Consider the following 23974-nt stretch of genomic DNA (forward strand, 5'->3'; position numbering starts at 1 on the left):
TATTATGTCCGGGCCGTGGGGCATGATGGAGGAATGCAGGAGCAGCAGGCGTCCACAGGCGCCATGAGCCGTTTCAGCCAGGCAACCAGGGAATGGTTCCTCGGCGCTTTCAGTGAGCCCACGGCCGCCCAGGATGGCGCGTGGAATGCCATTTCCTCCGGCTCCCATGCCTTGGTGGTAGCCCCCACCGGTTCGGGAAAGACCTTGGCCGCGTTCCTCTGGGCGTTGGACAGGCTGCACGCTGCCCCGTCGGATGCTTTGCCGGGATTTGAGGAGGTTCCGGCGCCGGCCAAGGGCCGCGCCAAGCGTCCCAAGACCAAGACCCGCGTCCTCTATATATCGCCGCTCAAGGCTCTCGGCGTGGACGTGGAACGCAACCTCCGCGCCCCGCTGATCGGCATCACGCAAACGGCAAAGCGTTTGGGCCTGCCCGCACCGCTGGTGACGGTTGGCGTCCGTTCGGGAGATACGACGGCGGCAGACCGCCGGTCGCTGCTGTCCAACCCTCCGGACATCCTCATTACAACGCCGGAATCCCTGTTCCTGATGCTGACGTCGCGTGCACGGGAGACGCTCAGCGAAGTGGACACCGTGATCATCGACGAAGTCCACGCTGTTGCCGGCACCAAGCGCGGTGCCCATCTCGCTGTATCGCTGGAACGCCTGGACGCGCTATTGCCCAAGCCCGCTCAACGCATCGGGTTGTCCGCCACCGTGCAGCCGCGCGAGCTGGTGGCCCAATTCCTTGCCGGTCAGGCTCCGGTGGAGATCGTTGCTCCCCCTTCCAAGAAAAACTGGAACCTGACGGTCACCGTGCCTGTTGAGGACATGTCGGACCTCCAGGGTGCTGCCGGCGCGTTCGATTCCGGGCCGGCTTCCGGATTGCAGCCGCAAGCTTCCATCTGGCCGCACGTTGAGGAGCAGATTGTGGATCTGGTCCTCTCCAAGCAGTCCACCATTGTCTTTGCCAATTCACGTCGCCTTTCGGAGCGGCTGACCGCCCGGTTGAACGAGATCTACGCGGAACGGCAACTTATGGCGGAGGCGGGTTCACCGTGGGCTGAGCCGGCTGCCGGGAATACGGAGGACTGGGGCGCCGGAGATGACGCCGTGGTTGCGTCTCCCGTCAAGGCACCGGTTTCCACCGCAACCCCCGCGCACATGATGGCCCAGGCGGGCAGCACCAGCGGAAGCGATCCCGTTCTGGCCAGGGCCCACCATGGTTCAGTGTCCAAGGACCAACGGGCCATGATCGAGGACGACCTCAAATCCGGCAGGCTGCGCTGTGTTGTTGCAACGTCTTCCCTGGAACTGGGCATCGACATGGGCGCGGTGGACCTTGTCATCCAGGTAGAGTCCCCGCCCTCGGTTGCCAGCGGCCTTCAGCGCGTCGGGCGTGCCGGGCACCAAGTAGGCGAAATCTCCGAGGGCGTACTCTTCCCCAAGCACCGGGCCGACCTCCTCCACACGAGCGTCACGGTGGAGCGGATGCTCAGTGGACAGATAGAGCGGCTGAGCATCCCCACCAACCCGCTGGACATCCTTGCCCAGCAGACCGTCGCGGCCACCGCGTTGGGGAGCATCGACGTCGAGGAATGGTTCAGCACCGTTCGCCGCTCGGCGCCGTTCGCCAGCCTCCCCCGGTCAGCGTTCGAGGCCACCCTGGACCTCCTGGCAGGCCGGTACCCCTCCGATGAGTTTGCCGAGCTGCGGCCCCGCATCGTGTGGGACCGCCATGCGGGAACCATTGAGGGCCGGCCCGGATCCCAGCGGCTGGCAGTCACGTCCGGTGGCACCATTCCCGACCGCGGCCTCTTCGGGGTGTACATCATCGGCACGGAAGTTGAAGGGACCGGTTCATCCGGTGGCTCTGACAGCGACGGCCCGAGCCCATCGGCCCGTGCAGCCAAGGGCGGCCGCCGCGTGGGCGAGCTCGACGAGGAAATGGTCTACGAATCCCGGGTCGGGGACGTCTTTGCCCTCGGAGCAACAAGCTGGAAAATCGAGGACATCACGCACGACCGTGTCCTCGTCTCCCCCGCCTTCGGCCAGCCGGGCAAATTGCCGTTCTGGAAGGGTGACTCCCTGGGCCGCCCAGTGGACCTTGGACGTGCACTGGGCGCGTTCATCCGGGAACTTTCGGCAGCTGACTCCGGCCCGGCCATGGAACGCTGCCAGGCCAGCGGCCTGGACACCTTTGCGGCAAATAACCTGATTCAGTACCTCGAGGAACAGAAGCAGGCCACCGAGGTTGTGCCCAGCGACCGAACGCTGGTGGTGGAACGCTTCCACGATGAACTGGGTGACTGGAGGGTGGTCCTTCACAGCCCCTTCGGCATGCCGGTCCACGCGCCGTGGGCCCTTGCTGTGGGTCAGAGACTCCAGCAGCGTTACGGCTTGGACGGATCGGCAATGGCTGCCGATGACGGCATTGTGCTCAGGGTACCCATGATGGAAGACGAACCTCCCGGCGCGGAGCTGTTCCTCTTCGATCCGGAGGAACTGGAACAAATTGTCACCGCAGAGGTTGGCGGCAGCGCTCTCTTCGCGTCGCGTTTCCGGGAATGCGCTGCCCGGGCCTTGCTGCTGCCGCGTCAAAACCCCACCAAACGGCAACCGCTGTGGCAGCAACGCCAGCGTTCCGCCCAGCTGCTGGACGTCGCCAAGAAGTACCCGTCGTTCCCCATCGTGCTGGAAACCGTGCGCGAATGCTTGCAGGACGTCTACGATCTCCCGGCGCTCAAGGACATCGCAGCCTCCGTGGAACGCAGGGAATTGCGGATCGTCGAAACCACTACGCAGCAGCCATCTCCTTTCGCCAAATCACTGTTGTTCGGCTATGTCGCCCAGTTCCTCTATGAGGGCGACTCCCCCCTGGCCGAGCGCAGGGCTGCGGCACTGGCCCTCGACTCCACCCTCCTGAACGAGCTCCTAGGCAGGGTGGAACTCCGTGAGCTCCTGGACGCGGCAGTCATCGATTCCACCGAGCGGGAGCTGCAACGGCTGGTTCCGGATCGTCGGGTTCGTGGGATGGAAGGCATTGCGGACCTCCTCCGGCTCCTGGGTCCGCTCGACGTGAAGGAAGTAGCCGAGCGTCTGCAAGGGCAGGAACTGGTTCAGGAGCAGGAACAGCTGCTGAACCAGGAACAGTTTCAGGACCACGCGGAGGACCAGGAACTCACCGAAGACAAGGCTCTTCCTCCCGGAACTCCCGCCGAAGCAGAGCAGCACCTTTTGGCATTGCAGAAGACCAACCGCGCCCTCAAGGTGACTATCGGCGGCGTCGAACGCTTTGCTGCCATTGAAGATGCGGCGCGGCTTCGCGATGCAATCGGCGTTCCCCTCCCCATGGGTGTGCCGCTGGCCTTTATCGAACCCGTGCAGGACCCGCTGGGAGACCTCGTTTCCCGTTACGCCCGCACGCATGGACCATTCACTGCGGCCGAAGCGGCGACGCGGCTGGGACTGGGCGTCGCCGTCGTCAATACTGCCCTGAAGCGGCTGGCTGCAGACGGCAGGGTTGTGGAGGGTGAGTTCCGACCCCACGCCGTCGCCGCAACCCAGGACCCTGAAACCACCGATCCCGAGTTGATGGGCCCGGAAGCTCCTCCTGCCAGCGAATGGTGTGACGCCGAGGTCTTGCGGAAATTGCGGCGCCGCTCCCTCGCTGCGTTGCGGGCGGAAGTGGAACCGGTGGACGCCGCCGCTTACGGTCGCTTCCTTCCCGCATGGCAAAACGTCAGTGCCCAAGGAAAGTCGAGGGGCTCGGCCCTGCGGGGTCTGGATGGCATCATCACTGCCGTGGACCAGCTGTCCGGGGTTCCCGTCCCGGCATCGGCTTGGGAACCGCTGGTGCTGGCCAGCAGGGTGGCCGACTACAAACCTGCGATGCTCGATGAACTCATGGCAGCGGGGGAACTGCTCTGGTCCGGAGCCGGTCAGTTGCCCGGCAATGACGGATGGATCAGCCTTCATGTTGCGGACTCCGCCGAGCTGACCCTGAATCCCTCGCCGGACTTCGAACCCGGCGATGCCCAGCAACGCCTGCTGGACTATCTGAGTGCCGGCGGTGGCTACTTCTTCCGACAACTAACGGACGTTGCCGGGGGTATGGACGCCGTGCTCAGTGACGACGCCGTCGTCTCAGCGCTGTGGGACCTGGTGTGGGCCGGCAGGGTTACCGGGGATACCTTTGCCCCCGTCCGTGCCATGATCGCCGGAGGACGGACGGCCCACCGGCAAGTTGCGAAAGCCCCGAGGGCCCGTGCACCGCGCATGAGCCGTTTGGGTCGCCACGGTGCAGGCCTCCTTGGCTCGCCGGGATTGAGCGGCGGACGCTACGGTTCAACCGCTGCGTCGGCACCCACGCCGCCGCTCGCCGTCGGGCGTTGGTCCGCGCTTCCCGCCCCGGAGCTCGACCCCACCATCCATGCCCGCGGTACCGCGGAACTCCTGCTGGACAGGTACGGAGTGGTGACGCGCGGGTCCGTGATGGCCGAGAACATCCTGGGCGGGTTTGGGTTGATGTACAAGGTCCTGGCCCGGTTGGAAGAGGCAGGACGGTGCCGCCGGGGCTACTTCATTGAGCACCTTGGCGCGGCCCAATTCGCGGTGCCTGCCACAGTGGACAGGCTGCGGTCCTTCACGGAAGACGCCCGGATCTCCAAGGCCGAGCCGTTAGCGTTGGCCTTGGCGGCAACGGACCCGGCGAACCCTTACGGCGCCGCCCTCCCGTGGCCGGGTGTGGCCGGTGAAGCCGGATCGGGACACCGCCCGGGCAGGAAGGCCGGAGCTTTGGTGGTGATGGTCGACGGCGCGTTAGTGCTTTACGTCGAACGCGGCGGCAAGACCCTGCTCACCTTCAGCCACGACGAGGCTGCCTTGACCGTGGCCGCCGAGGCCTTGGTGGGCGTAGTGCGCCGCGGCGCCGTGGACAAACTCTTCATGGAAAAAGTGAACGGCCACGATCTCCTGGAGACCCCCATAGCCGTGGCATTGGCTGCCGCCGGCGCCTACTCCACACCGAAGGGACTGCGTATCCGTGCCTGAGGGAGACTCCATTTGGCGGGCAGCACACAAGCTCCACGAGGCCTTGGCAGGGCAGGTCCTCACCGCTTCAGACTTCAGGGTTCCCCGGTTTGCCACACTGAACCTGTCGGGCTGGACCATGGTGGAGGTGGTGCCCCGCGGGAAGCATCTGCTGATGCGTCTGGAGGGGCCGGAAGACACCCTGCCCGGTGCCAGCAAGAAACCGCGGGCGTTGACCATCCATTCGCACCTCAAGATGGAGGGCTCATGGATGGTCTATGCGCCCGGGGGCCGATGGACGAAGCCTGGCTATACCGCCCGCTGTGTGCTGAGAACGCCCGTGGCGGACGCGGTGGGGTTCTCCTTGGGCATCCTGGACGTCGTGCCCACCAGCGACGAAGGGAAAATTGTTGGCCACCTCGGGCCTGACCTCCTGGGCCCGGACTGGGACGAAAAGGAGGCCTTGCGGAGGTTGCAGGCCGAACCGGACGTGCCCATTGGCTTCGCCTTGCTGGATCAACGCAAGCTGGCCGGAATCGGCAACATCTACCGCTGTGATTCCTGTTTCCTGTCCGGCGTCCATCCAGCGCTACCCGTGGGCGAGGTCCCTGACCTTGCAAAGATCGTCACGGATGCCAAGCGCCTCCTCGGTGAGAACCTTGGGCCCGGGCGTCGGACTACGCTGGGCCCGCGTGCCATGCGTCCCGGTTACTGGGTGTACGGCAGGACCCGCCAGCCCTGCCGGCGCTGCGGTACGCAGATCCGGCACGGCCTCCTCGCGGGACCCGACGGTACCGAAGAGCGGGACATTTACTTCTGCCCGCGGTGCCAGCCGGCGCCCTGAAACGACGCCGCAGACTGCGTCAGCACCGCCCCTGCGGCGACACCCGGCTCCGCATCAGTCTTGCCCTCCGGGACCATGAACCTCGGCAGCAGCAACTGAACGAGTGGACCGATGGCCAGGGCGTAAACCACCGTGCCAACACCCACCGATCCGCCAAGCAGCCAACCTATCGCCAACACGGTGACCTCGATTCCGGTGCGCACCAGCCGGACGGACCATCCCGTCCGCCGCACGAGGCCGGTCATGAGGCCGTCGCGGGCGCCGGGCCCCAGACGGGCTCCGATGTAGCAGGCCGAAGCGATGCCATTGAGCGCCACCGCTCCCGCCAGCAGGGCGATCTGGCCGCCAAGATGGAAGAACTCCGGGATCAGCCACAAGCCCAGATCCGCAAAGAGGCCCACCAGGACCGCGTTCGCCAGCGTTCCAATACCGGGCATCTGCCGCAGCGGGATCCAGAGGAGCAACACCAGGAAACTCACCACGATCACCACCATCCCAATGCTGAGGCCCGTCTTCTCCGAGAGTCCTTGATGGAACACATCCCAAGGATCAAGGCCAAGGCCGGCTCGAATGAACATCGCCAGAGATATGCCATACATGGCCAGTCCGAGCAGGAGTTGGGTGAGTCTTCGGGTCATCATGAATCCCATAATTCACGAAAACTGGCCTTGTAATCCATAGCCAGTTTGAAATACTGGACTGATGCCGAGTTCACTGAACCCCACCGCCCTGGCCCGACTCCTTGGGTCGTGGAACTCCGGCGCGCTGCCCGCCTACCGTGAGCTGGCCGACGTCGTGCGTTTGCTGGTGATGGATGGCCGCATTCCTCTGGACGTCGCCTTGCCGAGCGAGAGGTCGCTGGCGTCCACCCTGGGACTCAGCCGCACCACCATCACCGCCGCCTATGCGAGCCTGCGCGAGCAAGGGTTCCTGACCGGTGGCCAAGGCAGTCGAGGGCGGACGAGCATTCCGCACCGGAGTACTCCCGTCAGCATGCCGGGCCTCGCCGCACCCGAAGGCCTGCTGGACCTGGCCTACGCATCGTTGCCCGCGGCCGGCGAGGTGGTCCACCGTGCCTTTGCGGACGCATTGACCGAGTTGCCGGCGCTCCTGCCGGGATTCGGCTACGACGCCTTGGGCATTCCAGTCCTCCGGGAGGCCATCGCCGCGAAGTACACGGCCGACGGCGTCCCCACCACCCCGGACCAAATCCTCGTGACCTCCGGCGCGCAACACGCACTCAACATCATTCTGCGTACACTGGCCGGCAAACAGCACCAAGTGTTGGTGGAGCACCCGAGTTACCCGAACGCCCTCGACGCCATCCGCGCCGCGGGCTCCCGCCCCCTGCCCGTCGCGCTGCCCTCCCCCGACGCTCCGGACTCCTGGGACATCGATGGGATGGTCGCTGCCATGCACCAACAACGGCCGGCCATGGCTTACCTGGTCCCGGATTTCCACAATCCCACCGGCCGGCTCATGCCCGACCATTACAGAAAACGCCTGGCACGCGCCGCGGCCTCGTCAGGCACCGTGCTGGTTGTGGATGAGACGCTCCGGGGACTGAACCTCGACGGCGGCACTGCCGCACCGATGTCAGCTTTCAGTCCCGCCGTGGTTTCGATAGGGTCGCTCAGCAAGTCGCACTGGGCAGGGCTCCGGACCGGATGGATCCGCGCCGACGCACCACTGATCACCCGCTTTGTGACCACCAGGACGACCATGGACCTCGGCGGGCCGGTGGTGGAGCAACTCGCAGCGGCACGGCTGGTGCGCTCCTACGCCGAGCCGCTTGGGTCCCGGCTGGAAGAACTGCGCGACAACCGCGCCTCACTGTTGGAACTACTGGCCGAACATCTGCCGGAGTGGGAAGTGGAGCGACCGCAAGGCGGCCTGACTGTCTGGTGTCGCCTCCCCACACCCGGCAGCACCGCACTGACGGTGGTCGCACCGGAATTCGGCGTCCGCTTGGCTGCCGGCCCAAGGTTCGGCGTCGGTGGGGCGTTCGAGCACTACATGCGGGTGCCTTACACACTTCCGCCCGCGCAACTGGAAACCGCGGTCAAGGCCCTCCGGGCGGCACAGGACAAGCTGAGCGATTCCCCGCAACTCCGCCGGAGCCTAAAAGCTGAAGAGAGGTCCGCCGTCGCCTGACCTCCACGTAGCCTGACCCCATCTGACTGGCAGTAGGGGTTGTTCCCAGCACTGGGAACAGCCCCTAGTGCTAGTTAGTTGGACGAGTAGACCCGCTCCAGGAAGGCGCCCCAGGTTTTGGCTGTGAGCTCGGAGTCGCCGCTGCCGCCAAACTCGTGGACGGTCATGCCCACCGGCGCCCCGAAAGCGTTCCGGCCAAAGAAGCGGTACATCGTGTCCGACGTGCGGATGCCCAGGAAGTTCTCGTTCGAGAAGTCCACTTCCCCGCTGAGCCGTCCCACACCGTCGAGGTCCACATCAATGGAAGTTCCGGCGGCAGCGCCTTCCACTCCCAACGCCTCCTTCAACTTGATGAAGCCATCCGGCGTCCGGGATGCCGCAGGTGCCTGGACGTCGGTGAAGACCACCGGTTGTCCGTCGAAGTAGCGGAGGTACTGGCCCAGGGTGTGGAGGTAGAACTCGGTGTGCTTGCTGGCGCCGTCGTACTGTTCGTCCCAGTTATCAGCGAAGATGCCACTGTGTACGTAGTGCAGCTTGGCCCGGCCACCTTCAAGCGGTTCCATGACGGTTTCGATCTGGTTGAACCAACCACCCGGCCCCTCCATGCGGTTCACGAGGTGCCGCGGGTACTCCTCAACTGTATTGACGGACTCCCAGTCGTCGTTGGGGAAGAGCCAGGCCGCGGTGCCCTTGGTGACGGCTTCCCAGACGCGCTCAGGAGTTCCCGGAACTTCACTGTCGTGAACAATCTCAAATTCGCGGTTGTCAGTCATTGCTCTGGTCCTTTTCTGCTGGTGCGTGCGTTGTTTGTTCCGCTGTTTGTTCTGTTGTTTGTTCCGGTAAGCGTGTCTTCAGTGCCGGATGAAGTACGACGACGAGCCGGTGCTTCCGTGCGCCGCCCGCCACCGCGGCAGCACCGCCGTCGTGATACTTGTCCACGAGCCGCGTCACGGCGACGCCGAGTTCCTCGGCGAAGGCGGCCCGCTCGGCTGCGGAGCGGAAGGTGATTTCCCCGTCAATGGCGAAGCTGGCGAGCTTCTTCTTGGCCGCCGCTGCGCCGGAGATGAGCTTGCCCATTTCCTGCACAGTGCGCGAAGCCAGGGAGAGGAGCCAGAAGGCCGAGAACCTATCGACAAAGCGGCGGGGATCGGGCGCCACGGAAGCCAGCGCACTCGGGGAAATGAGGTAGGACGCAGCCGTAGCACGCACGACGCGCTCGGTGACGTTGCCCTTGCGCCGTTCCTCCACCAGTTCCACCAAGCCATGCTGCTCCAGGGCTTTGAGGTGGTAGTTGACCTTCTGGCGCGGCATGTCCACCCTGGCCGCCAGCTGCGTTGCGGTTGCGGGCTGAGTGAGTTCCTGCAGGATCCGGGTGCGGATCGGATCCAGCGATGCTTCCGCCGCGGCGGGATCCTCGATCACTTCGATGTCCAACATGCCTTAAGTATCAGCACCGACAACTTTTTTTGTCAAGAACTTTTTTGTGTTCGGCAGCCTCTCCCCGGGTACAGGGGACGTGTCCGCTGGGCACCGTAGAATTGTTCGGTGATGCAATCCCCCCTCCCCGTGCGCGACGGCGTGAACGCAACCCGCCTCCGGCTTCCGGATGAGGGTCCCTGGGAGACCGCAATGGACTACATGATGCATCGCTGGGGGCACATCGACCCCCAAGGCATCGAGGACCGCTTCGACGCCGGCGAAATTGTGGGCGAAGGCGGAATCCCGCTGAGCCGGGCTACCAAGCTGGAGGACCACACCTTCATTTGGTACTACCGCACGCTCCCGCCGGAGACCCGCTTGCCCGTGGAAATCAACATCCTCCACCAGGACGAGCACATCCTGGTGGTGGACAAGCCGCACTTCCTGCCCACCACCCCCGGCGGCACCTATATCCAGGAATCGGCACTGGTCCGGCTGCGGAACCTCCTGGACCTGCCCGACCTCATCCCCATGCACCGCCTGGACAGAATGACGGCCGGTATCCTCCTCCTGTCCACCAACCCGGAAACACGCGGCAAGTACCAAGTGCTGTTCGAAAAGCGCCAAGTCCGGAAGGACTACGAGTGCGTCTCCGCCGCGACCCCGGCCGCAGGGTACCCCGCCGTCGAATTCCCCGCGGTGGTCCGCAACCGCATGACCAAATCCCGCAGCTATCTCCTGGCAGAAGTGGTTGACGGCGAACCGAATGCGGAGACCCGGATTGAACAGATCAGGACCTTCGACGCCGGAGCGCAGCGCCGCGCGCTGTACCGTTTGGAACCACACACCGGGAAGACCCACCAACTGCGGGTTCACATGGCCTCACTGGGACTGGGCATCCTCCACGATGCCTTCTACCCGGACCTGCTGGACAAGGCGCCGGACGACTACAGCAAGCCGCTGCAACTCCTGGCCAGGGGCATCCGTTTTGTTGACCCCATCAGTAAGAAGCCAGTGGAGTACCGCAGCCGCTTGGAGCTCAGCGAAGCCCGCGTCTGACGTTCCGGCGCGGCCCTATCCAACAAACGCGGCCCTAACCTTCAAACACGGCCCTAACCTTCAAAAACGGACTGAAAGACGGACGCCGTCTGCTCCGAAAACAGCACGAACTCCACTATTTCCAGCGGACTTCCCGGGCCGCTGTTTCCTGAACCGCCACTTTCCGGAGCGGAGTCCCCCAAGGCGGTGACGACGTCGTACGCCACCTCCGCAACCTGGCGCGCATCCCAACCGTAGATCCCGGCACTGATCGCGGGAAATGCCACGCTGCCGACGCCCAACTGCGAGGCAACCGCGAGGCTTTCGCGGAAACAGGAGGCGAGCAGCCCCGGGTCCGTTTCCCCGGCATGCCGGTTGGGCCCCACGGTGTGAATCACCCACCGCGCAGGAAGCCCGAACCCGGGAGTCGCCACGGCTTTCCCCACGTCCAGGCCACCGGGCAGTTCGTTCCGCCGCAGTTCCCGGCAAGCCTCCAGTAATTCGCGCCCGGCCGCCCTGTGAATGGCACCGTCCACTCCCCCGCCGCCGAGCAGCGATGAGTTGGCGGCGTTCACGATCGCGTCCGTGCTACGCGTGGTGATATCGCCTTGCAGGATCTTTATACGCATGCCGCCAGTCTTCCGTCGCGGGTGGGCAACGGCAAGGGAAGCGGCGGGCACGGCAAGTGCGGTACCTTGTGCGGGTGGACTTCATCTCGCCCGATTCGTGGGGATCGGCCATCTACCTGTGGATTGTTCCCGTGGTGCTTGGTGATGCCATTTTTCCGCCCGTTCCGTCGGAGATGGTGGTCATCACCGGCGGCGCCCTCGCAGCTGACGGCCACGCCAACTTCTGGTTGATCCTGTTCCTGGCCGCGTTCGCCTCATGGCTTGGCGATATGGCCGTCTACCTGCTCTTCAAACGGCGCATCAGCCACGTGCTGGACCGGTGGTCCTGGGGAAGGAAAACCCACTTGGCCATCCACGAAGCCATCGCCAAGGCCGGGCGGTCCTCAACGTACGGGGCCATCATCGGTGCGCGGTTCATCCCGGCCGGGCGATTGGCGACGTCGGCCGCGTCAGGAATTGCCAACGTATCCATCCGGGGATTCAGCCTGTGCGCCGGGCTTGGTGCCATCCTGTGGGCGGTATGGCAGGTTGGCCTGGGATACTTTGCGGGATCAGCCACCAAGCTGCCGTTTTGGGCGAGTTCCCTGATCGGCGTGGCCGTGGGCCTGCTGATCGGCGTCGTGGTGGGCCTGATCGCGACGCGTCGACGCGGTAGCGCCTCGCCAGTGGATGAACCGTTCGACGGCGACCTGCCGCAGCCCGAATGATGCCCCACCTCCGCTAGATCGGCGACCAGCGCCCCCGGCTGCGCCGCAGCACATAGAGGGCACCGGTCAGAGCCACGCGTTCGACGGCGTCACGCACCATGGCAGCGGACGTCCGGGCGGCGTCGTTCTCACCCGCGTAGTCTTGGGCATCCACCGTGAACCGAAGACTGATCTGGGGCACACCGCCCACAATGTCCAGCTGGTTCGATTCCACGTGGTGGCGGGTGCCCAGGGCCTCCACAGCTGCGGCCATCACGGACTCCGGTGCACTGCCGGGCTTGAGGCCGGTGATCTTCAGCTTGGTCTGGAACGAAGGCATCCCACCACCCTATCGCCGGCCCCACCCGGACGCTCTATCACTTCCCGACGGGTTTCCCCGGACGCTCTATCACATCCCGCCAGGTCCCCCGGGGGTCGCTCTCCTAGCCGGTGTTCCGCAGGCCCGCAGCAACGCCATTGACCGTGATCAGCATGGCCCGCTGGAGCCGCTCATCAATTTCGGCTCCGGACACTGATTCTTCGCGGACGCGACGAAGGAGCTCCACCTGCAGGTAGCTGATGGGGTCAAGATACTGGTCCCGGATTTCCAGTGAACGCTTGAGCGTTGGCTGCGCGTCCAGCAGTTCCAGTTCCCCGGTGAGCCTCTCGACCTCGGCGACCGTCAGTTCGTACTCGTCCCGGATCATGTGGAAGAGCCGGTGGAGTTCCTGCGGCACCAAGGAGGACACGTAGTGCCCGGCAATTTCCATGTCCGTCTTGGCCAACGTCATCTCGACGTTGGAGATCACGGAACGGAAGAAGTGCCAGCGCTCCATCATCTCCATCAGCTGCTCCGTGTTGCCGGACTCGCGGGCCCTCTTCAGGCCTGAACCGACGCCGAACCAACCGGGAACAATCTGGCGGGACTGGGTCCATCCGAACACCCACGGGATTGCGCGCAAGCCGCCCAGGCCTGCACCGGAATCGGGACGCTTGGACGGACGGGAGCCGATGTTCAACGAGCCCAACTGCTCCACGGGCGTTGATGCCAGGAAGTAGGCGGGAAGGTCGGGATCGTCAATCAGAGCGCGGTACCGTGCGAACGCGGCGTCGGAAATGGTCTCCATGACGTTGCCGTAGCGTTCACGCTGGTCCTCGGACGTACGCGGCGTGCGGTGCAGGGCCGAGCCCTGCATCACCGCCGCCAGCGACAGTTCCAGGTTTTCGCGTGCAAGCTCCGGCAAGGAGTACTTGTCCGAGATAACCTCGCCTTGCTCGGTGAACTTGATCTCACCCTCAAGCACACCGTTGGGCTGGGCCATGATGGCGTCGTAGGTTGGTCCGCCACCACGCCCCACGGAACCCCCTCGGCCGTGGAAGAGCCGCACGCGGACTCCATGCTTCGCAGCGACGTCGCGCAACTTCCGCTGGGTCTTGTGGATTTCCCACTGGCTGGTGAGCACGCCCGATTCCTTGTTGGAATCCGAGTAGCCCAGCATGATCTCCTGGATGTCCCCGCGCAGGCGGACGAGCTCACGGTAGGACGGATCAGACAAAAGCTGGTCCACAATTTCCGCAGAAGCACGCAGTTCTTCCACTGTCTCAAGCAGCGGAGCGAAACCGATCCTTGCGTGCGGATTCGCCCCGAATAGGTCAATGAGCCCGGCTTCGCGTGCCAGCACGGCGGCTGCCAGCACGTCATCGGCACCGCGCGTCATGGAAATGATGTAGGTTTCCACGACGTCCGGCCCGTAGGTATTCAGGGCCTGGCGAATGCTCCGGAAGACGTCGTACGTACCGTCGGCGGCGCCGTCGAGCTTAATGGGGTGGCCGGACAACGGCCGGCGGGACGCCAGCTCTTCGCCGAGGAACGCGAGGCGCTCCTCGCGGGTGAGGGAGCCATACGGCTTCTCCGTCCCGAGCCTGTCGACGAGTTGGCCCACGGCGTCGTGATGGTAATCGGCATGTTCACGGATGTCCAAGGTGGCCAAATGCAGACCGAACGCTGCGAGCGCCCTCCTGACACGGGCCAGGGCACCGTCTGCCACAAGCCCGGCGGCGTGGTTGCGGAGCGACGTTTCAAGGAGCCCGAATTCGGCGAGGAGTTCGGAGGTCGTGGCATAGTCGCGGCCCGGCTCGTGATACGTCGACGCCGAGATGCGACGCCCCGTATTGATGAGCTTGGCTTTGATGCATGTGAGCTTGAGCCTGTACGGCTCCTGCGCATTGAGCTCCAGCACCCGTTTGTCCAGGCCGGGCAGGTTCTTGAGGTCCACCTCGATGGAGTCCAGCAACTCCTGGTCAGCGCCGAACAGTGCGGTGGAGTTGGAAAGGACGGAAATCAGCTCATCGATCAGGGCAATGCTGATCCGGACCGCATTCTGGTTTTGGAGCTGGAGGATCTCGCGGGTAACAGCCGCCGTGACGTTCGGGTTGCCGTCCCGGTCACCACCGATCCAGGAGCCGAAGCGCAAGGGCGCGGCGCCTGTGGGGAGCTTGACTCCCTGTTCTGCCAGGAGCTCGGAAAGATCCGTGAGCATCTCCGGCATGGCATCGGTGAGGATGCTGTTCAAGTAGTAGATGGCATTGCGCGCTTCGTCCACGGGAGTCGGCCGCACTTGCCGGAGCTCGTCCGTTTGCCACATCTGATCGATGATTTCGGCGAGCTGGCGGTCCTGACGGCGCCTGGCCGAGGTGCCTTCCGCAGTGGGCTGTGCCAGCACATCGGAAAGCTTGCGGATCTTGTCCAGGACCGAACGCCTGGAGGCCTCGGTGGGGTGGGCGGTGAAGATCGGGCGGACATCGAGTTCGTTGACTACGTCCTGCAGGATCTCCGGACCTGCCTGACCCGCGATTTCGGAAACGGCCTTGGCCAGCCAGCCGTCCTTCTCCTGCCTGGTCCGCAGCCCCCGCACCCGGTGGACCTGTTCGGCAGCGTTGCTGAGGTGGAAGTAGAAAGCGAAAGCGCGGACCAGGTCGGTTGCCTGCTCCAGCGGCAGGGAGGCGAGCAATTCGCGGACCTGGGCTACGACGTCGTGCGCGCTCCACGGTCCGGTGGCATCGGCGCCGCCACGCGCCGCTTCCTTGGACTCCTTGGTCAGCAGGCGGACCTGCTCCACCAGCTCCAACAATTCGGGACCGTGTTGCCGGACCAACGACTCGCCCAGCAGGGTTGAAACCCTGCGGACGTCGGCTCGCAGTTCCGCGGCGAGATCAGTGGATTGCTGGGCAGTGTGAACCATGGAGTATTACCTTCGGAATCGGGTGTGGCCCGTACACTGCGCTGGATACTGTGAGCCGGATTACTAATGTTTCCCAAGGGATATTACCGGCAGCCCGGGATACCGCGGGAATGCGTCTCAAATATTGGTTTCCGTGAAGCGCCCGTCGTCCTTGATGGTGGGTCCGCAGCCCAGCACGATCCTGCCGTCGTAGGGGTCGCCGCCCGGTACGCGGGGTCCCGCGGTCAAGTGCTCGTGCCTGCGTTGCCGCATCTCCTCAACGGCAGCCGCCGACTCCAACCGCGTAGGCGCCCCGGTGGCCGGCTCGATCATGGACAGAACACTGCCGAGCGTACCGGTAGCCCCTTTCGCCGGGACGCCCCTGCCCACCAAACGCACCCCCGCCCAGATCGACGTGAGGACAAGCCCCAAGCTGACAACTGCGGAAATCACGCCTTCCATCCCCATGCCAATCAGGGTACGCCCGCCGCACATACACGGACAGGGCCTTCTACCGCCCCGACCAGGCCTTCTTCAGGACCTCCCAATGCTCGTCAGTCATCAAGCTTGCCGGCGTCACCGACACCGAGGCGGCACCACCGCGGGCGGCGTCCCGGAGTTCCCGCCCAAGCCGCTCAGGCGTGATGACCCCTTCCGAGGACCACAGGCCCAACGACAGCGACATCCGCCAACCGGCACGCCGGTTCATGGCCCGGACCAGTTCCTTGGTTGGGGGTGCGGCGGCATCGTTCAGCCCAACATACTGCCAGACATGGAGACGATCGAGCTGTTTGAGGAGGAGGTCGTAGTCGTGCCCACTGTCCGCGCGATCCCCGGCGGCCAGCACCAGCGGCGAGCGCACGTCGGTCTCGGTCCGGACACCATAAGGCTCGACGGCGGCACGCACCTTGCGGACGATGTCCGCCACTGCCTCGCTGCGCCACGTGCGGAGGTGGGCGTCCGCGGCGTCGATGGAACCGCTGCTGTTGCGGGGCCAGTCCTTCAGCCCGGTAGTCGCGTTAAAATCGTCAAGGTCATCAGCGCCGAATGTGAAGTCGTCAAACATCAGCTCGGTGAGGTCCACCGCCGTCGGACGGTACCGTTCGGCGACTTCCGATGCCAGGGCGGCCACACGCTCACCCGCCTCCCCGTTACGGAGGGCACTGACGCTCGCGAACGACGACGACCGTTGACCGGCTGCATTCCGCCCTGCAAGTGAGGGATCCTCTTCAAGGCTTCTGCCCAGGAGGACATCGATGGTCAGCACAATGTCCCGCTTCCGCCCTCCCGCTGAAGGACCTACGGCCTTGATGGCCTCGGCAACATAATCCCGGCCTGTCGCCGCAACGGCACCGGACACAGCGTTGGGATTGCCGGAGGACGGAAATGCCGTCCAGTCGGTACGGCCCACGGCAAGGGAAACCGCTGTGGCATCCACGGCATCAAGCTGCTCCGCAAGCCGGGGAAGATACCCGGGATCATCGGTGACAATATCCTCGAACCCGAGGTTGACCATTCGGTCGGCGGGCCGCGAAGATTGCGCCGAAGTCGACGATGTCATCACCACCGATGTCGCCGCTACCGCAAGCGCCGCCACGGCGGCCGCTACCTTTCGCTTCATGTTGGAGATCCAGTGGCGAGGTCGCCGTCCGTTGCACTGACTGAGACCACGCCTGTGCGCTGCAGCTTGTTCCACCGGGCGGGGCTGCCCCGCAATTCCTTGACGATCGCACTCGCCAACGCCAGCCCCACAAAGACTGAGTAAAACGGCCACAGAAACACCGTCCACACGTAGCGGAGATCGCGCCAGGACTTGTTCAAGCCGATGGAGAAGACGATCAACAGCAAGGATACGAAAAGGCCCAGCCACCCCAGGATGGCGAGCACCTCCCCAGGGATGGGTCCCTTGCCGGCGAGATACAGGAAAGGCAGTATGCCCAGGATGAACAGCTGCAGGACAGGGATGAGCACCATGGTGGCGGCGTTGAAAACCAGAAACAGCCCAAAGGGCCCGTGATCCCATTTGCCCAGCATCCTGGCGTGCATGCGCAGGGTCTGCAGGAGGCCACGCGACCACCTCACGCGTTGCCGCCACAGACCGCCCATGGTGGACGGCGACTCGGCATAAACGAGTGCCTTCGGTTGGAAGTTGACCCGATAGCCTGCGCCATAGACGCGCCACGTCAGCTCAAGGTCCTCACCGAGGGTGTCTTCGCAGAACCCGCCGACCTGCCGTACCAGGTCCGTGCGAAAGGCGCCGATGTTGCCGGAAACGATCGGAAGGCAGTGCATCAGCGACAAAGCCCGCCTGACGAGCCCCGTACCCACATGGCTGAGGATGGCGAGCATTCTGGTCTGTATCCGGTCCAGGTTCACCGGGCGGTCATCGCCGCACACGGCGCCCACCTTGGGATGGTCGAAGCCCTCCAACATGTACAGGACAGTGTCCGGGGCGAAGATGCCGTCCGCATCCACGAACATCAGGACATCCCCGTGCGCGGCAGCGATTCCGGTGTTGAGCGCGGCACCTTTTCCGCCATTGGCCTTGGAAATGAAACGGACCCGGTCATGCTGATCCGCAAGTCCGGCCATGATGCCGGCAGTGTTATCCGTTGAGCCGTCGTCCACCAGGATAATTTCCAGCCGAAGATACCGGCTGGCCAGGATGGACTCTACGCAGTTGGTGATCACCACTGCCTCGTTGTAGCCGGGAACGATGACCGAAACCAACGGCCTGCCCTCGGCCAGGGAGTACTTGTGCCTGACCCCCCGGGGCCGGTGGATGCGGTTGAAGTACAACGCCAAGGGAACGTAGAGGATCTTGACGGCGCCAAACGCCAGAATCACCAGGCCTCCGATCTGCACAAAGGCAAGCGCGACGTCGGTCAGCGTCACCCTGCCAGCCCCGAAGGCAGACCCGGAACGTGGGCAGCCAACACGCTGTCCAAAAGCTCCGGTGCATGTGCGCTGTTGGCCCCGAAACGGGCATTGATTTCCAGCACGACGGGAGTTCCGTCCGGCATGCGCCTGATGTCCAGGTCCACGGGTCCCACCAGGGCCAGGGCGTCGACTGCATCCAGGGCCAGCTCGGCTACGTCGGCATTGGCCGGGCTGCCGGTCCGGCGTACCGTCACGGCGTTGCCAATCCGCCCCTCCTTGAGCTCGGTCTTCTCAAGCACCACGACGACGGCGTCCCGTCCTTCCGCCCGGTGGACGACGGGCGCGAATTCGGTTCCGGGTGCGAAGCGCTGGACGATCCATGAGTCGTCGATCGTGGACCATATTCGTGCGGCGTGCCGTCCCCGGTCCGCCAGCTTCTCAAGGACGCGGACTCCACGTCCTCCCCGGGAGACGCGCGGCTTGACCACGATGGGTCCGCCCAGGAAATCCATGGCTTCTTCCGCGGAACCGAAACTGCCGGGAAGTGCGAAGTCCGGGACACCCACACCTGCGGTGTCCAGGCAGGTCATGGTGAGGAATTTGTCGTTGGCGATGTGGACGGGAGCGGGGTGTCCGATCACGACGCCGACGCCCCGCGCAAAATCATCACGGGCCTGGGCAACCAAAACCAATTCGTCGCTGACTGTCGGGATGACTGTCTCTACGCCGAGTGAAGCCACAAGCCCACGCAGTTCCCAGAGGTATTCCGGAGCGTCGGCACGCGATACTCGCGCGACGACGTCCGCAAGGGAAGGATCAACATCATCCATATCAACACCGAGCACCCAATGCCCCCGCGACCGGAGTTGCTGCGCCAGTGACGATCCTGCCGGACCCCCTACGCCCGTTACCAGGAACCGTGCCATCAGAACTCCCCCACTGCTGAACCGAGCAAACGGACGGGCTCGAAGCCCTCCGCGTAGTTCTGCTTGGCCTGGGAGCCCCGGAACGCTGCAAGGCTGCGGATCCGCTCAGGGCTCATGTAGGGCTTCCCCTTCTGGTCGCGGTGCATGGACACAGCATGGATCTTCACGTCCACGTAGCCGGCGATGTCCACAAAGACGCTCGGATTGAATTGCCTCGTGGCAGAGGGGCTTTCGAAGCACAAGATTGATGAGTGCTGACGGGCCGCACGCATGGTGGCCTGATGCACCGCCAAGTGGTCCTGATGGTAGTCATGCCCTGAATGGGTCATCACAACATCCGGATTGAAATCCTTGATGAAGGCCTCAATGGTTTGAACCATCTCCTGGCCCTGCCGGGACAGTTGGGTGTCCTTGAAGTCGTGAACCTGTACTTCCGCGGCGCCCATGAACTCCGAACCGGACGAAGCCTCGACGGCGCGTACGGTGCTGTCGCCGCCTTGGCTTCCCGCGCTCATCACCAACGTCCGGACCTCGTGCCCGGCATCAGCGAGCTTCGCCAAGGTAGCCCCGCACGCCAATTCAAGATCATCCGGATGCGCTCCGATAGCCAGTACGCGGCGCGGCGCAGTCGCAACGCCGTGATCGATCCTCAATGCCGGGGACACGAGGAAGCCCACCAACAGCGAGGCTCCGCTCAGCAGGACGAGGCCCTCAAGCAATGAGCGGAGGAGTGGCGTCAGCAGGCTTATAACCAACGCGGTAAGCAGCACTCCCCCGGCGCAGGCCATGGCCCACCTCAATCGGTGTGGTGTCCTGAACCTGCGGACTATCCAGTTCTTTCCGGCGGGAGTGATGGCCCCAACCACCGCCAAGGCACCAAGCGGGCCCGCAACGACGAACAGCGTCGCTTTCATTCTTCCCCTAAGTTCGCGTTTAGCAGCCCCCCACTTCGGGTGCTGCTATCAAGCAGTGCAAGGGGTCTGCCCTTCATGACGTACCGGGCGGTGTGATGCGGCGCTCAGTTTCCGCGCCCGCTGTCAGTAGTCGTAGCGAAGCTTGCCCGTACTGAATCCACTGCCACGGAAGGAGTACGTGAGAACGCCGGGGGCAGCACTTTTCCCGGTTTCTGCGGTCATGTGGAAGTTCAGGTTGCCGGCCTGAATGGAGCCAGTGGAACACGTGATGGCCCTTGGGCCTTGAAAAGAGCATGACCAGCCTTGTGGGACAACGAGCGACTTCTCCTGAATCTGAGCATCAGGACTGAAAGAGAAGGTAGCCGTGCCAGGCCCGACGGGTGGAGCCCCTCGTGGAATGAAGTCAACTTGCATCGCCGTCAGCCCCGCCCCTATGTCCTGTGCAGCCCAAACATACGTCGACACCGCAGTAGGTGTCGTCGGTTTTTCGGGGGCGGACGGCGCAGGGTCCGGCTCCTGCTGAGTCGGCGGCGGTTCCGGCGCAGTTCCTGGCGGCACCTCCGTTGCAGGGGCACCTCCTTGAACCTCGGCGGGTTCGGCCACTTCCCTTCCATCGGATGGCTGCTTCTCTTGCTCCCGGGGTTCCTCCTGCGCAGGGTCCGGCCCGGAAGGGGGCAATAGATCCGGGCCCGTCTGTGCCGGCGAAGGGCTCTCTGGTGTTTGGTGGGAAGGCGTTGGCGGTGGCCACACGGTGATGGAAGGTTGGGCCTCGGGATGCGTGGAGTCCGGATGGTCAACGACGTGAGCGTCAGGGATAAGAAGGCCGCCAACCCCCGAAGCACCCAAAGCAAGGCCCAGGCCTGCCGCAGCAACGACGGCCATCACTACCGGTTGGCTGATGGCGGGGGCCACGATGGCCGCCTTTACCGGGACAAGTCCGCCCAATACCCCCAGGCCGGCTCCCTTTCCTGCCCACAATGCCAGTGGGACTCCGGTGACCAGAGGGAGAAGCACAGCCCGCATTCGCCCTTGTACGTCCTTCAGTTCGGAGAGGGCGAGGGTGCACTTGGAGCACCCGCCCAGGTGCTGGCGCACCTTCCGTGATGCTGCACGGGACAGCCCACCACGGATGTAATGCCCAAGCTTGGAGGCATACATGACGCATTCATCATCATGTTCCTCAGCAATGTGGGCCTGTAAGTACTGCCGACGCAAGCCCTCTCGAGCGCGCAGGGCCAGCGCTGATACTGCGTTGGGTGAGAGTCCCAGGATGGGTGCCACGGCAGCGGGCTTCATCCGTTCCACGTCGAGATACCACAAGACGGCCTTCCAGCGCTCGGGCAGAGCTTGGAACGCTTTGGCGACGGCATCCGATTCAAAAGCCTTGATAGCGGCATCCGGTTCCGACAGCGGGCGGTCCAGTACGGCGTCGTCACTACTGGGCAGGGTGCTTCCCGCTTTGCGGTTGCGGTGGTGGGACAGCCTGGTGACGGTGGACAGGAGATAGGCCCGGAAGAAGTTGTTGGGCCCTTTCCCTGCGACCAGGTTTTGCAGCACAGCCTGGAAGGCTTCGGCCACAACGTCCTCTGCGTCGCTGGGGTTGTCCACGTTTCGCCGGGCAACCGCGGCGGCGATGGATATATGCCTTTCGTAGAGGTGGTCGAAGGCTGACATGTCGCCGCCGCGTACCAATTCGATATAGTGCCCGTCGCTCAGAACATCCGCGCCGGAATTATTGTTTGTGTTTTTCCTGGAAGCCACTATGGCATCCACACAACATAGAGAATTGCGCCCATATAAATGCAGTGATGGCGGGCCACAAGATGTGACGCGAGTTTTTCCAAAGACTTTAAAAACGTTGCCTTGGAAAACTACGTCACGATCGGGAACAAGGGGGCACTATCCGCATATGACATCGTTCCGGAACAAATCTCTCGCCGAATGTTCATTTCCGCGCCATGTGCTCCTCCGGCGGTGGCAGACAGCCAGCTACAAGAGGGGCTGGCGGTTCCGGGCGGATTGGTTGTTGCCTGAAGTGCGCACGGTGGTCACATCCCTGGCCACGTGTTATTCGGTCCCCGCAATGACCGCCAGGTCTTTGGGTGCGGCCAGGGCCAGGAACGGTGTGGGGATCAGTGAAACCATGACTGACTTCCGCGCCCTCTTCGTGGCTGCCGACCAAACACTGGACATCGACGCACTTCAGTCCCTGGCAGAGGGCTGGGCGGAGGTCGCCGAAACCGTCCCGCCCATCTCGTGCACCGACGTCTACACGGGGCTCGCCACGCCTGCCCACTTTCAGCGCCGGATCCACGAAGTCTCCGTCGAAGACCCCGGTTCAGGACCCCACGCCCTGGCCGTCATCCACCTCCCCGAGCCGCAGGGTGGCCGCAGCCACTGCTGGACCCTGCTGGCCCTCCTTGGCGACACGGTCCAGGCCGAACTCAAGGGAACGGGCGCCACCGCGATGTACCAGGATTTCTCGGTCCACGTACTGCTGCCGCTCTCCGCCTTCAGCCTGGGACGCCTGCTTAACTGCAAGATCGCCGTGGAGTCCCTCGGGGAAGGGGTCCTTAGCCCGGCAAAGGTGAAGTTCCTGCCTTTCTCAGTTGATGCCGGAGCGGCCGGGTCCAGGAGCACCCGCCCGGAGTCGATGTAGGCAATGCCCGGAACTTAGCGTCACGATCCTCCTCGAGCGGCCACTCATTAATGACGAAAATCTTTCGAGGATGCTAAGGACTTCCCCAAAAAATGAATAAACCGCTTCATATGAAGACCACCGCGTTGATGGCCGCATTCCTGGCTGTCTTCCTGACCTCTCTAGGGCTGGTCTGGGCTGCGCAGCCGGCAACTGCTGCAAATATCCCCGGAGCCAGCATCAGCATCAGCACAAATTCCGTAGTGACAAGCCAATGGGACCAGGTCGATTTGACCTGCGAGTGGAGCGTTCCGGACCACTCGAAGCCCGGGGACACCTTCGAAATGCAGCTGCCGCAGGAGCTTCGCTGGTTCGGCACCGCAGCCTTTGACCTGGACAATCCCGAAGGCGAAACTGTTGCCACCGCGGTGGCCGATGACTCGGGTTTGGTGGTCTTTACCCTGACTGACTTTGTTGCCACGCACCCGCTCAAGGTGGGCGGCACGTGCAACTTCTCCACGCGCTACGCGGAGGTTCCGGGTGACGAGGAACGCGAGCAACTGGAATTCATCGTTGGCGATCGTGTTGTCCGTGTACCCGTAACCGTCACCCCCTGCGTAACCGACTGCACGCCGGCACCGGAATCTGCAGGCAAGGCCATGTGGTGGGCTGATGCGGGTCAGACACGGCTCGAGTCCATCATTTACATGCCGCCCATGCCCTCCCGTACGAATGATGTGACGGTGACGGATACTCCTTCCGCAGGGATGGAAATCGACTGTGACGACGTCACACCGCGCGTTGGCCGAACCGTCAATGCAAACGGCAACATCACCGACCCGATGGAAACCGACCGCTACCCCGCTGTTATCGAGTGCACACCGCAGGAAGTAACGGTGACGTGGACGGGTCTTCCCAGAGGGGAACGCGTTGAGCTTTTTGTCGTCACCGACGTTACGGATGCAACGTTGGATGCCTACACGAACACCGGCACCGTGACGATCGACGGCATCGAAAATGCTGTCGGCGCAGAAACCCGACGGACCAGCGCGGAAGGAACCGGCGACGGCACCGCCACTCCGACGCCCACGCCCACGCCGGCCACAGCCACGCCGACGCCTACGCCGACGCGCTCCAGCAGCACACCCACGCCCACACCAACACCCACCACCGCCACGCCGACACCGACGCCTACGCCGACCACGCCCACGCCCACGCCCACCGTGACGGAAACCGCAACACCCGAGCCCAGCACCTCGGCTCCAACGCCCTCCACGCCGGTGACAACACCCGCAGTCGAGGCTCCGAGCCAAACGCCGGAACAGCCAAAGAAGGCCGAGGACGACACTGAGCTGGCCACCACGGGAGCCAACGGTCCGGCCTTTGTCTTCGCCGCAGCCGCCTTGTTGGCATTGGGCTCACTGCTCGCCTTCGGCGCAGCACGGCGGTCGTCGCAGCGTCGTACGCACTAAGGGCGTTGCCACGATCCGGCTCGCGCTGGCATGTATTGGGGGCCAGCGCGAGCCGCTCCATTTTTAAGCCGGCTTTCCCGGCATGGAGGAATTTTTACCCCTGCACCACGGTTTGTCCCTACGGT

19 protein-coding genes are annotated in these 23974 nt (G+C 64.1%); 7 read left to right on the forward strand and 12 right to left on the reverse strand.

Going from position 1 to position 23974, the window contains the following annotated elements; all coding sequences use genetic code 11:
• Positions 1-33 precede the first annotated feature (33 nt).
• Together HMI59_RS17695 and HMI59_RS17700 are read left to right on the forward strand one after the other, a co-directional pair.
• Complete coding sequence (locus HMI59_RS17695; RefSeq protein WP_193592040.1) at positions 34-5049, forward strand: DNA glycosylase AlkZ-like family protein; 5016 nt, start codon at positions 34-36, stop codon at positions 5047-5049.
• Entirely contained in the window at positions 5042-5872 is an 831-nt protein-coding gene (locus HMI59_RS17700) for an Fpg/Nei family DNA glycosylase (protein ID WP_193592041.1), read from the forward strand. Before HMI59_RS17695 ends, HMI59_RS17700 begins: the two co-directional genes overlap by 8 nt.
• On the opposite strand, the gene HMI59_RS17705 is transcribed toward HMI59_RS17700, so the two are convergent.
• The gene (locus HMI59_RS17705) at positions 5839-6513 is read right to left on the reverse strand and encodes a YitT family protein (RefSeq protein ID WP_227471439.1); all 675 of its coding nucleotides are present in this window, start codon (positions 6511-6513) and stop codon (positions 5839-5841) included. The two genes, HMI59_RS17700 and HMI59_RS17705, sit on opposite strands and share 34 nt — an antisense overlap.
• Positions 6514-6574: 61 nt before the next feature.
• Here HMI59_RS17705 and HMI59_RS17710 point away from each other — a divergent pair, with 61 nt between their 5' ends.
• Positions 6575-8026, forward strand: a complete 1452-nt coding sequence (locus tag HMI59_RS17710; RefSeq protein WP_193592042.1) for a PLP-dependent aminotransferase family protein — start codon at positions 6575-6577, stop codon at positions 8024-8026.
• A 74-nt stretch (positions 8027-8100) separates the two neighbouring features.
• On the opposite strand, the gene HMI59_RS17715 is transcribed toward HMI59_RS17710, so the two are convergent.
• Both HMI59_RS17715 and HMI59_RS17720 read right to left on the reverse strand, forming a co-directional pair.
• Entirely contained in the window at positions 8101-8799 is a 699-nt protein-coding gene (locus tag HMI59_RS17715; RefSeq protein ID WP_193592043.1) for an SRPBCC domain-containing protein, read from the reverse strand.
• Positions 8792-9463: a helix-turn-helix domain-containing protein gene (locus tag HMI59_RS17720; protein ID WP_193592044.1), complete on the reverse strand. Its 672-nt coding sequence runs from the start codon at positions 9461-9463 to the stop codon at positions 8792-8794. The genes HMI59_RS17715 and HMI59_RS17720 overlap by 8 nt, the downstream gene beginning before the upstream one ends.
• Before the next feature lie 111 nt (positions 9464-9574).
• Between HMI59_RS17720 and HMI59_RS17725 the strand changes: the two genes are divergently transcribed.
• A complete protein-coding gene (locus HMI59_RS17725; RefSeq protein WP_193593814.1) occupies positions 9575-10504 on the forward strand; it encodes an RluA family pseudouridine synthase in 930 nt (309 codons plus the stop codon).
• A gap of 53 nt (positions 10505-10557) precedes the next feature.
• Here HMI59_RS17725 and HMI59_RS17730 read toward each other — a convergent pair whose 3' ends face one another.
• Complete coding sequence (locus tag HMI59_RS17730) at positions 10558-11112, reverse strand: O-acetyl-ADP-ribose deacetylase (protein ID WP_193592045.1); 555 nt, start codon at positions 11110-11112, stop codon at positions 10558-10560.
• 74 nt (positions 11113-11186) lie between these two features.
• Between HMI59_RS17730 and HMI59_RS17735 the strand changes: the two genes are divergently transcribed.
• A complete protein-coding gene (locus HMI59_RS17735) occupies positions 11187-11819 on the forward strand; it encodes a DedA family protein (RefSeq protein WP_164888685.1) in 633 nt (210 codons plus the stop codon).
• A 13-nt stretch (positions 11820-11832) separates the two neighbouring features.
• Here the strand turns inward: HMI59_RS17735 and HMI59_RS17740 are convergent, their stop codons facing one another.
• The 8 genes from HMI59_RS17740 to HMI59_RS17775 form a co-directional block, all read right to left on the reverse strand.
• Positions 11833-12138 (reverse strand): hypothetical protein, encoded by a 306-nt coding sequence (locus HMI59_RS17740; protein WP_193592046.1) that lies wholly within the window; start codon positions 12136-12138, stop codon positions 11833-11835.
• 103 nt (positions 12139-12241) lie between these two features.
• Positions 12242-15040 carry a phosphoenolpyruvate carboxylase gene (gene ppc / locus HMI59_RS17745; protein WP_193592047.1) on the reverse strand — a complete coding sequence of 933 codons (2799 nt, stop codon included), beginning with the start codon at positions 15038-15040 and terminating at the stop codon, positions 12242-12244.
• 117 nt (positions 15041-15157) lie between these two features.
• Entirely contained in the window at positions 15158-15487 is a 330-nt protein-coding gene (locus HMI59_RS17750; protein ID WP_193592048.1) for a hypothetical protein, read from the reverse strand.
• A 43-nt stretch (positions 15488-15530) separates the two neighbouring features.
• On the reverse strand, positions 15531-16640 hold the full coding sequence (locus HMI59_RS17755; protein WP_193592049.1) for a hypothetical protein: 1110 nt from the start codon (positions 16638-16640) through the stop codon (positions 15531-15533).
• Positions 16637-17914: a glycosyltransferase family 2 protein gene (locus tag HMI59_RS17760; RefSeq protein WP_193592050.1), complete on the reverse strand. Its 1278-nt coding sequence runs from the start codon at positions 17912-17914 to the stop codon at positions 16637-16639. The genes HMI59_RS17755 and HMI59_RS17760 overlap by 4 nt, the downstream gene beginning before the upstream one ends.
• Positions 17911-18825, reverse strand: a complete 915-nt coding sequence (locus HMI59_RS17765; protein WP_021471574.1) for an ATP-grasp domain-containing protein — start codon at positions 18823-18825, stop codon at positions 17911-17913. The genes HMI59_RS17760 and HMI59_RS17765 overlap by 4 nt, the downstream gene beginning before the upstream one ends.
• A complete protein-coding gene (locus HMI59_RS17770; protein ID WP_193592051.1) occupies positions 18825-19739 on the reverse strand; it encodes a PIG-L deacetylase family protein in 915 nt (304 codons plus the stop codon). Before HMI59_RS17770 ends, HMI59_RS17765 begins: the two co-directional genes overlap by 1 nt.
• A gap of 123 nt (positions 19740-19862) precedes the next feature.
• Positions 19863-21413 carry a sigma-70 family RNA polymerase sigma factor gene (locus tag HMI59_RS17775; protein WP_193592052.1) on the reverse strand — a complete coding sequence of 517 codons (1551 nt, stop codon included), beginning with the start codon at positions 21411-21413 and terminating at the stop codon, positions 19863-19865.
• A gap of 469 nt (positions 21414-21882) precedes the next feature.
• Here HMI59_RS17775 and HMI59_RS17780 point away from each other — a divergent pair, with 469 nt between their 5' ends.
• Positions 21883-22398 (forward strand): hypothetical protein, encoded by a 516-nt coding sequence (locus tag HMI59_RS17780; protein ID WP_227471440.1) that lies wholly within the window; start codon positions 21883-21885, stop codon positions 22396-22398.
• A 92-nt stretch (positions 22399-22490) separates the two neighbouring features.
• Positions 22491-23849, forward strand: coding sequence for an Ig-like domain-containing protein (locus HMI59_RS17785; protein WP_193592054.1), 1359 nt, complete (start codon positions 22491-22493; stop codon positions 23847-23849).
• Positions 23850-23974 lie beyond the last annotated feature (125 nt).

The sequence above is a fragment of the Paenarthrobacter sp. YJN-5 genome (assembly GCF_015040095.1).
Taxonomy (GTDB): domain Bacteria; phylum Actinomycetota; class Actinomycetes; order Actinomycetales; family Micrococcaceae; genus Arthrobacter; species Arthrobacter ureafaciens.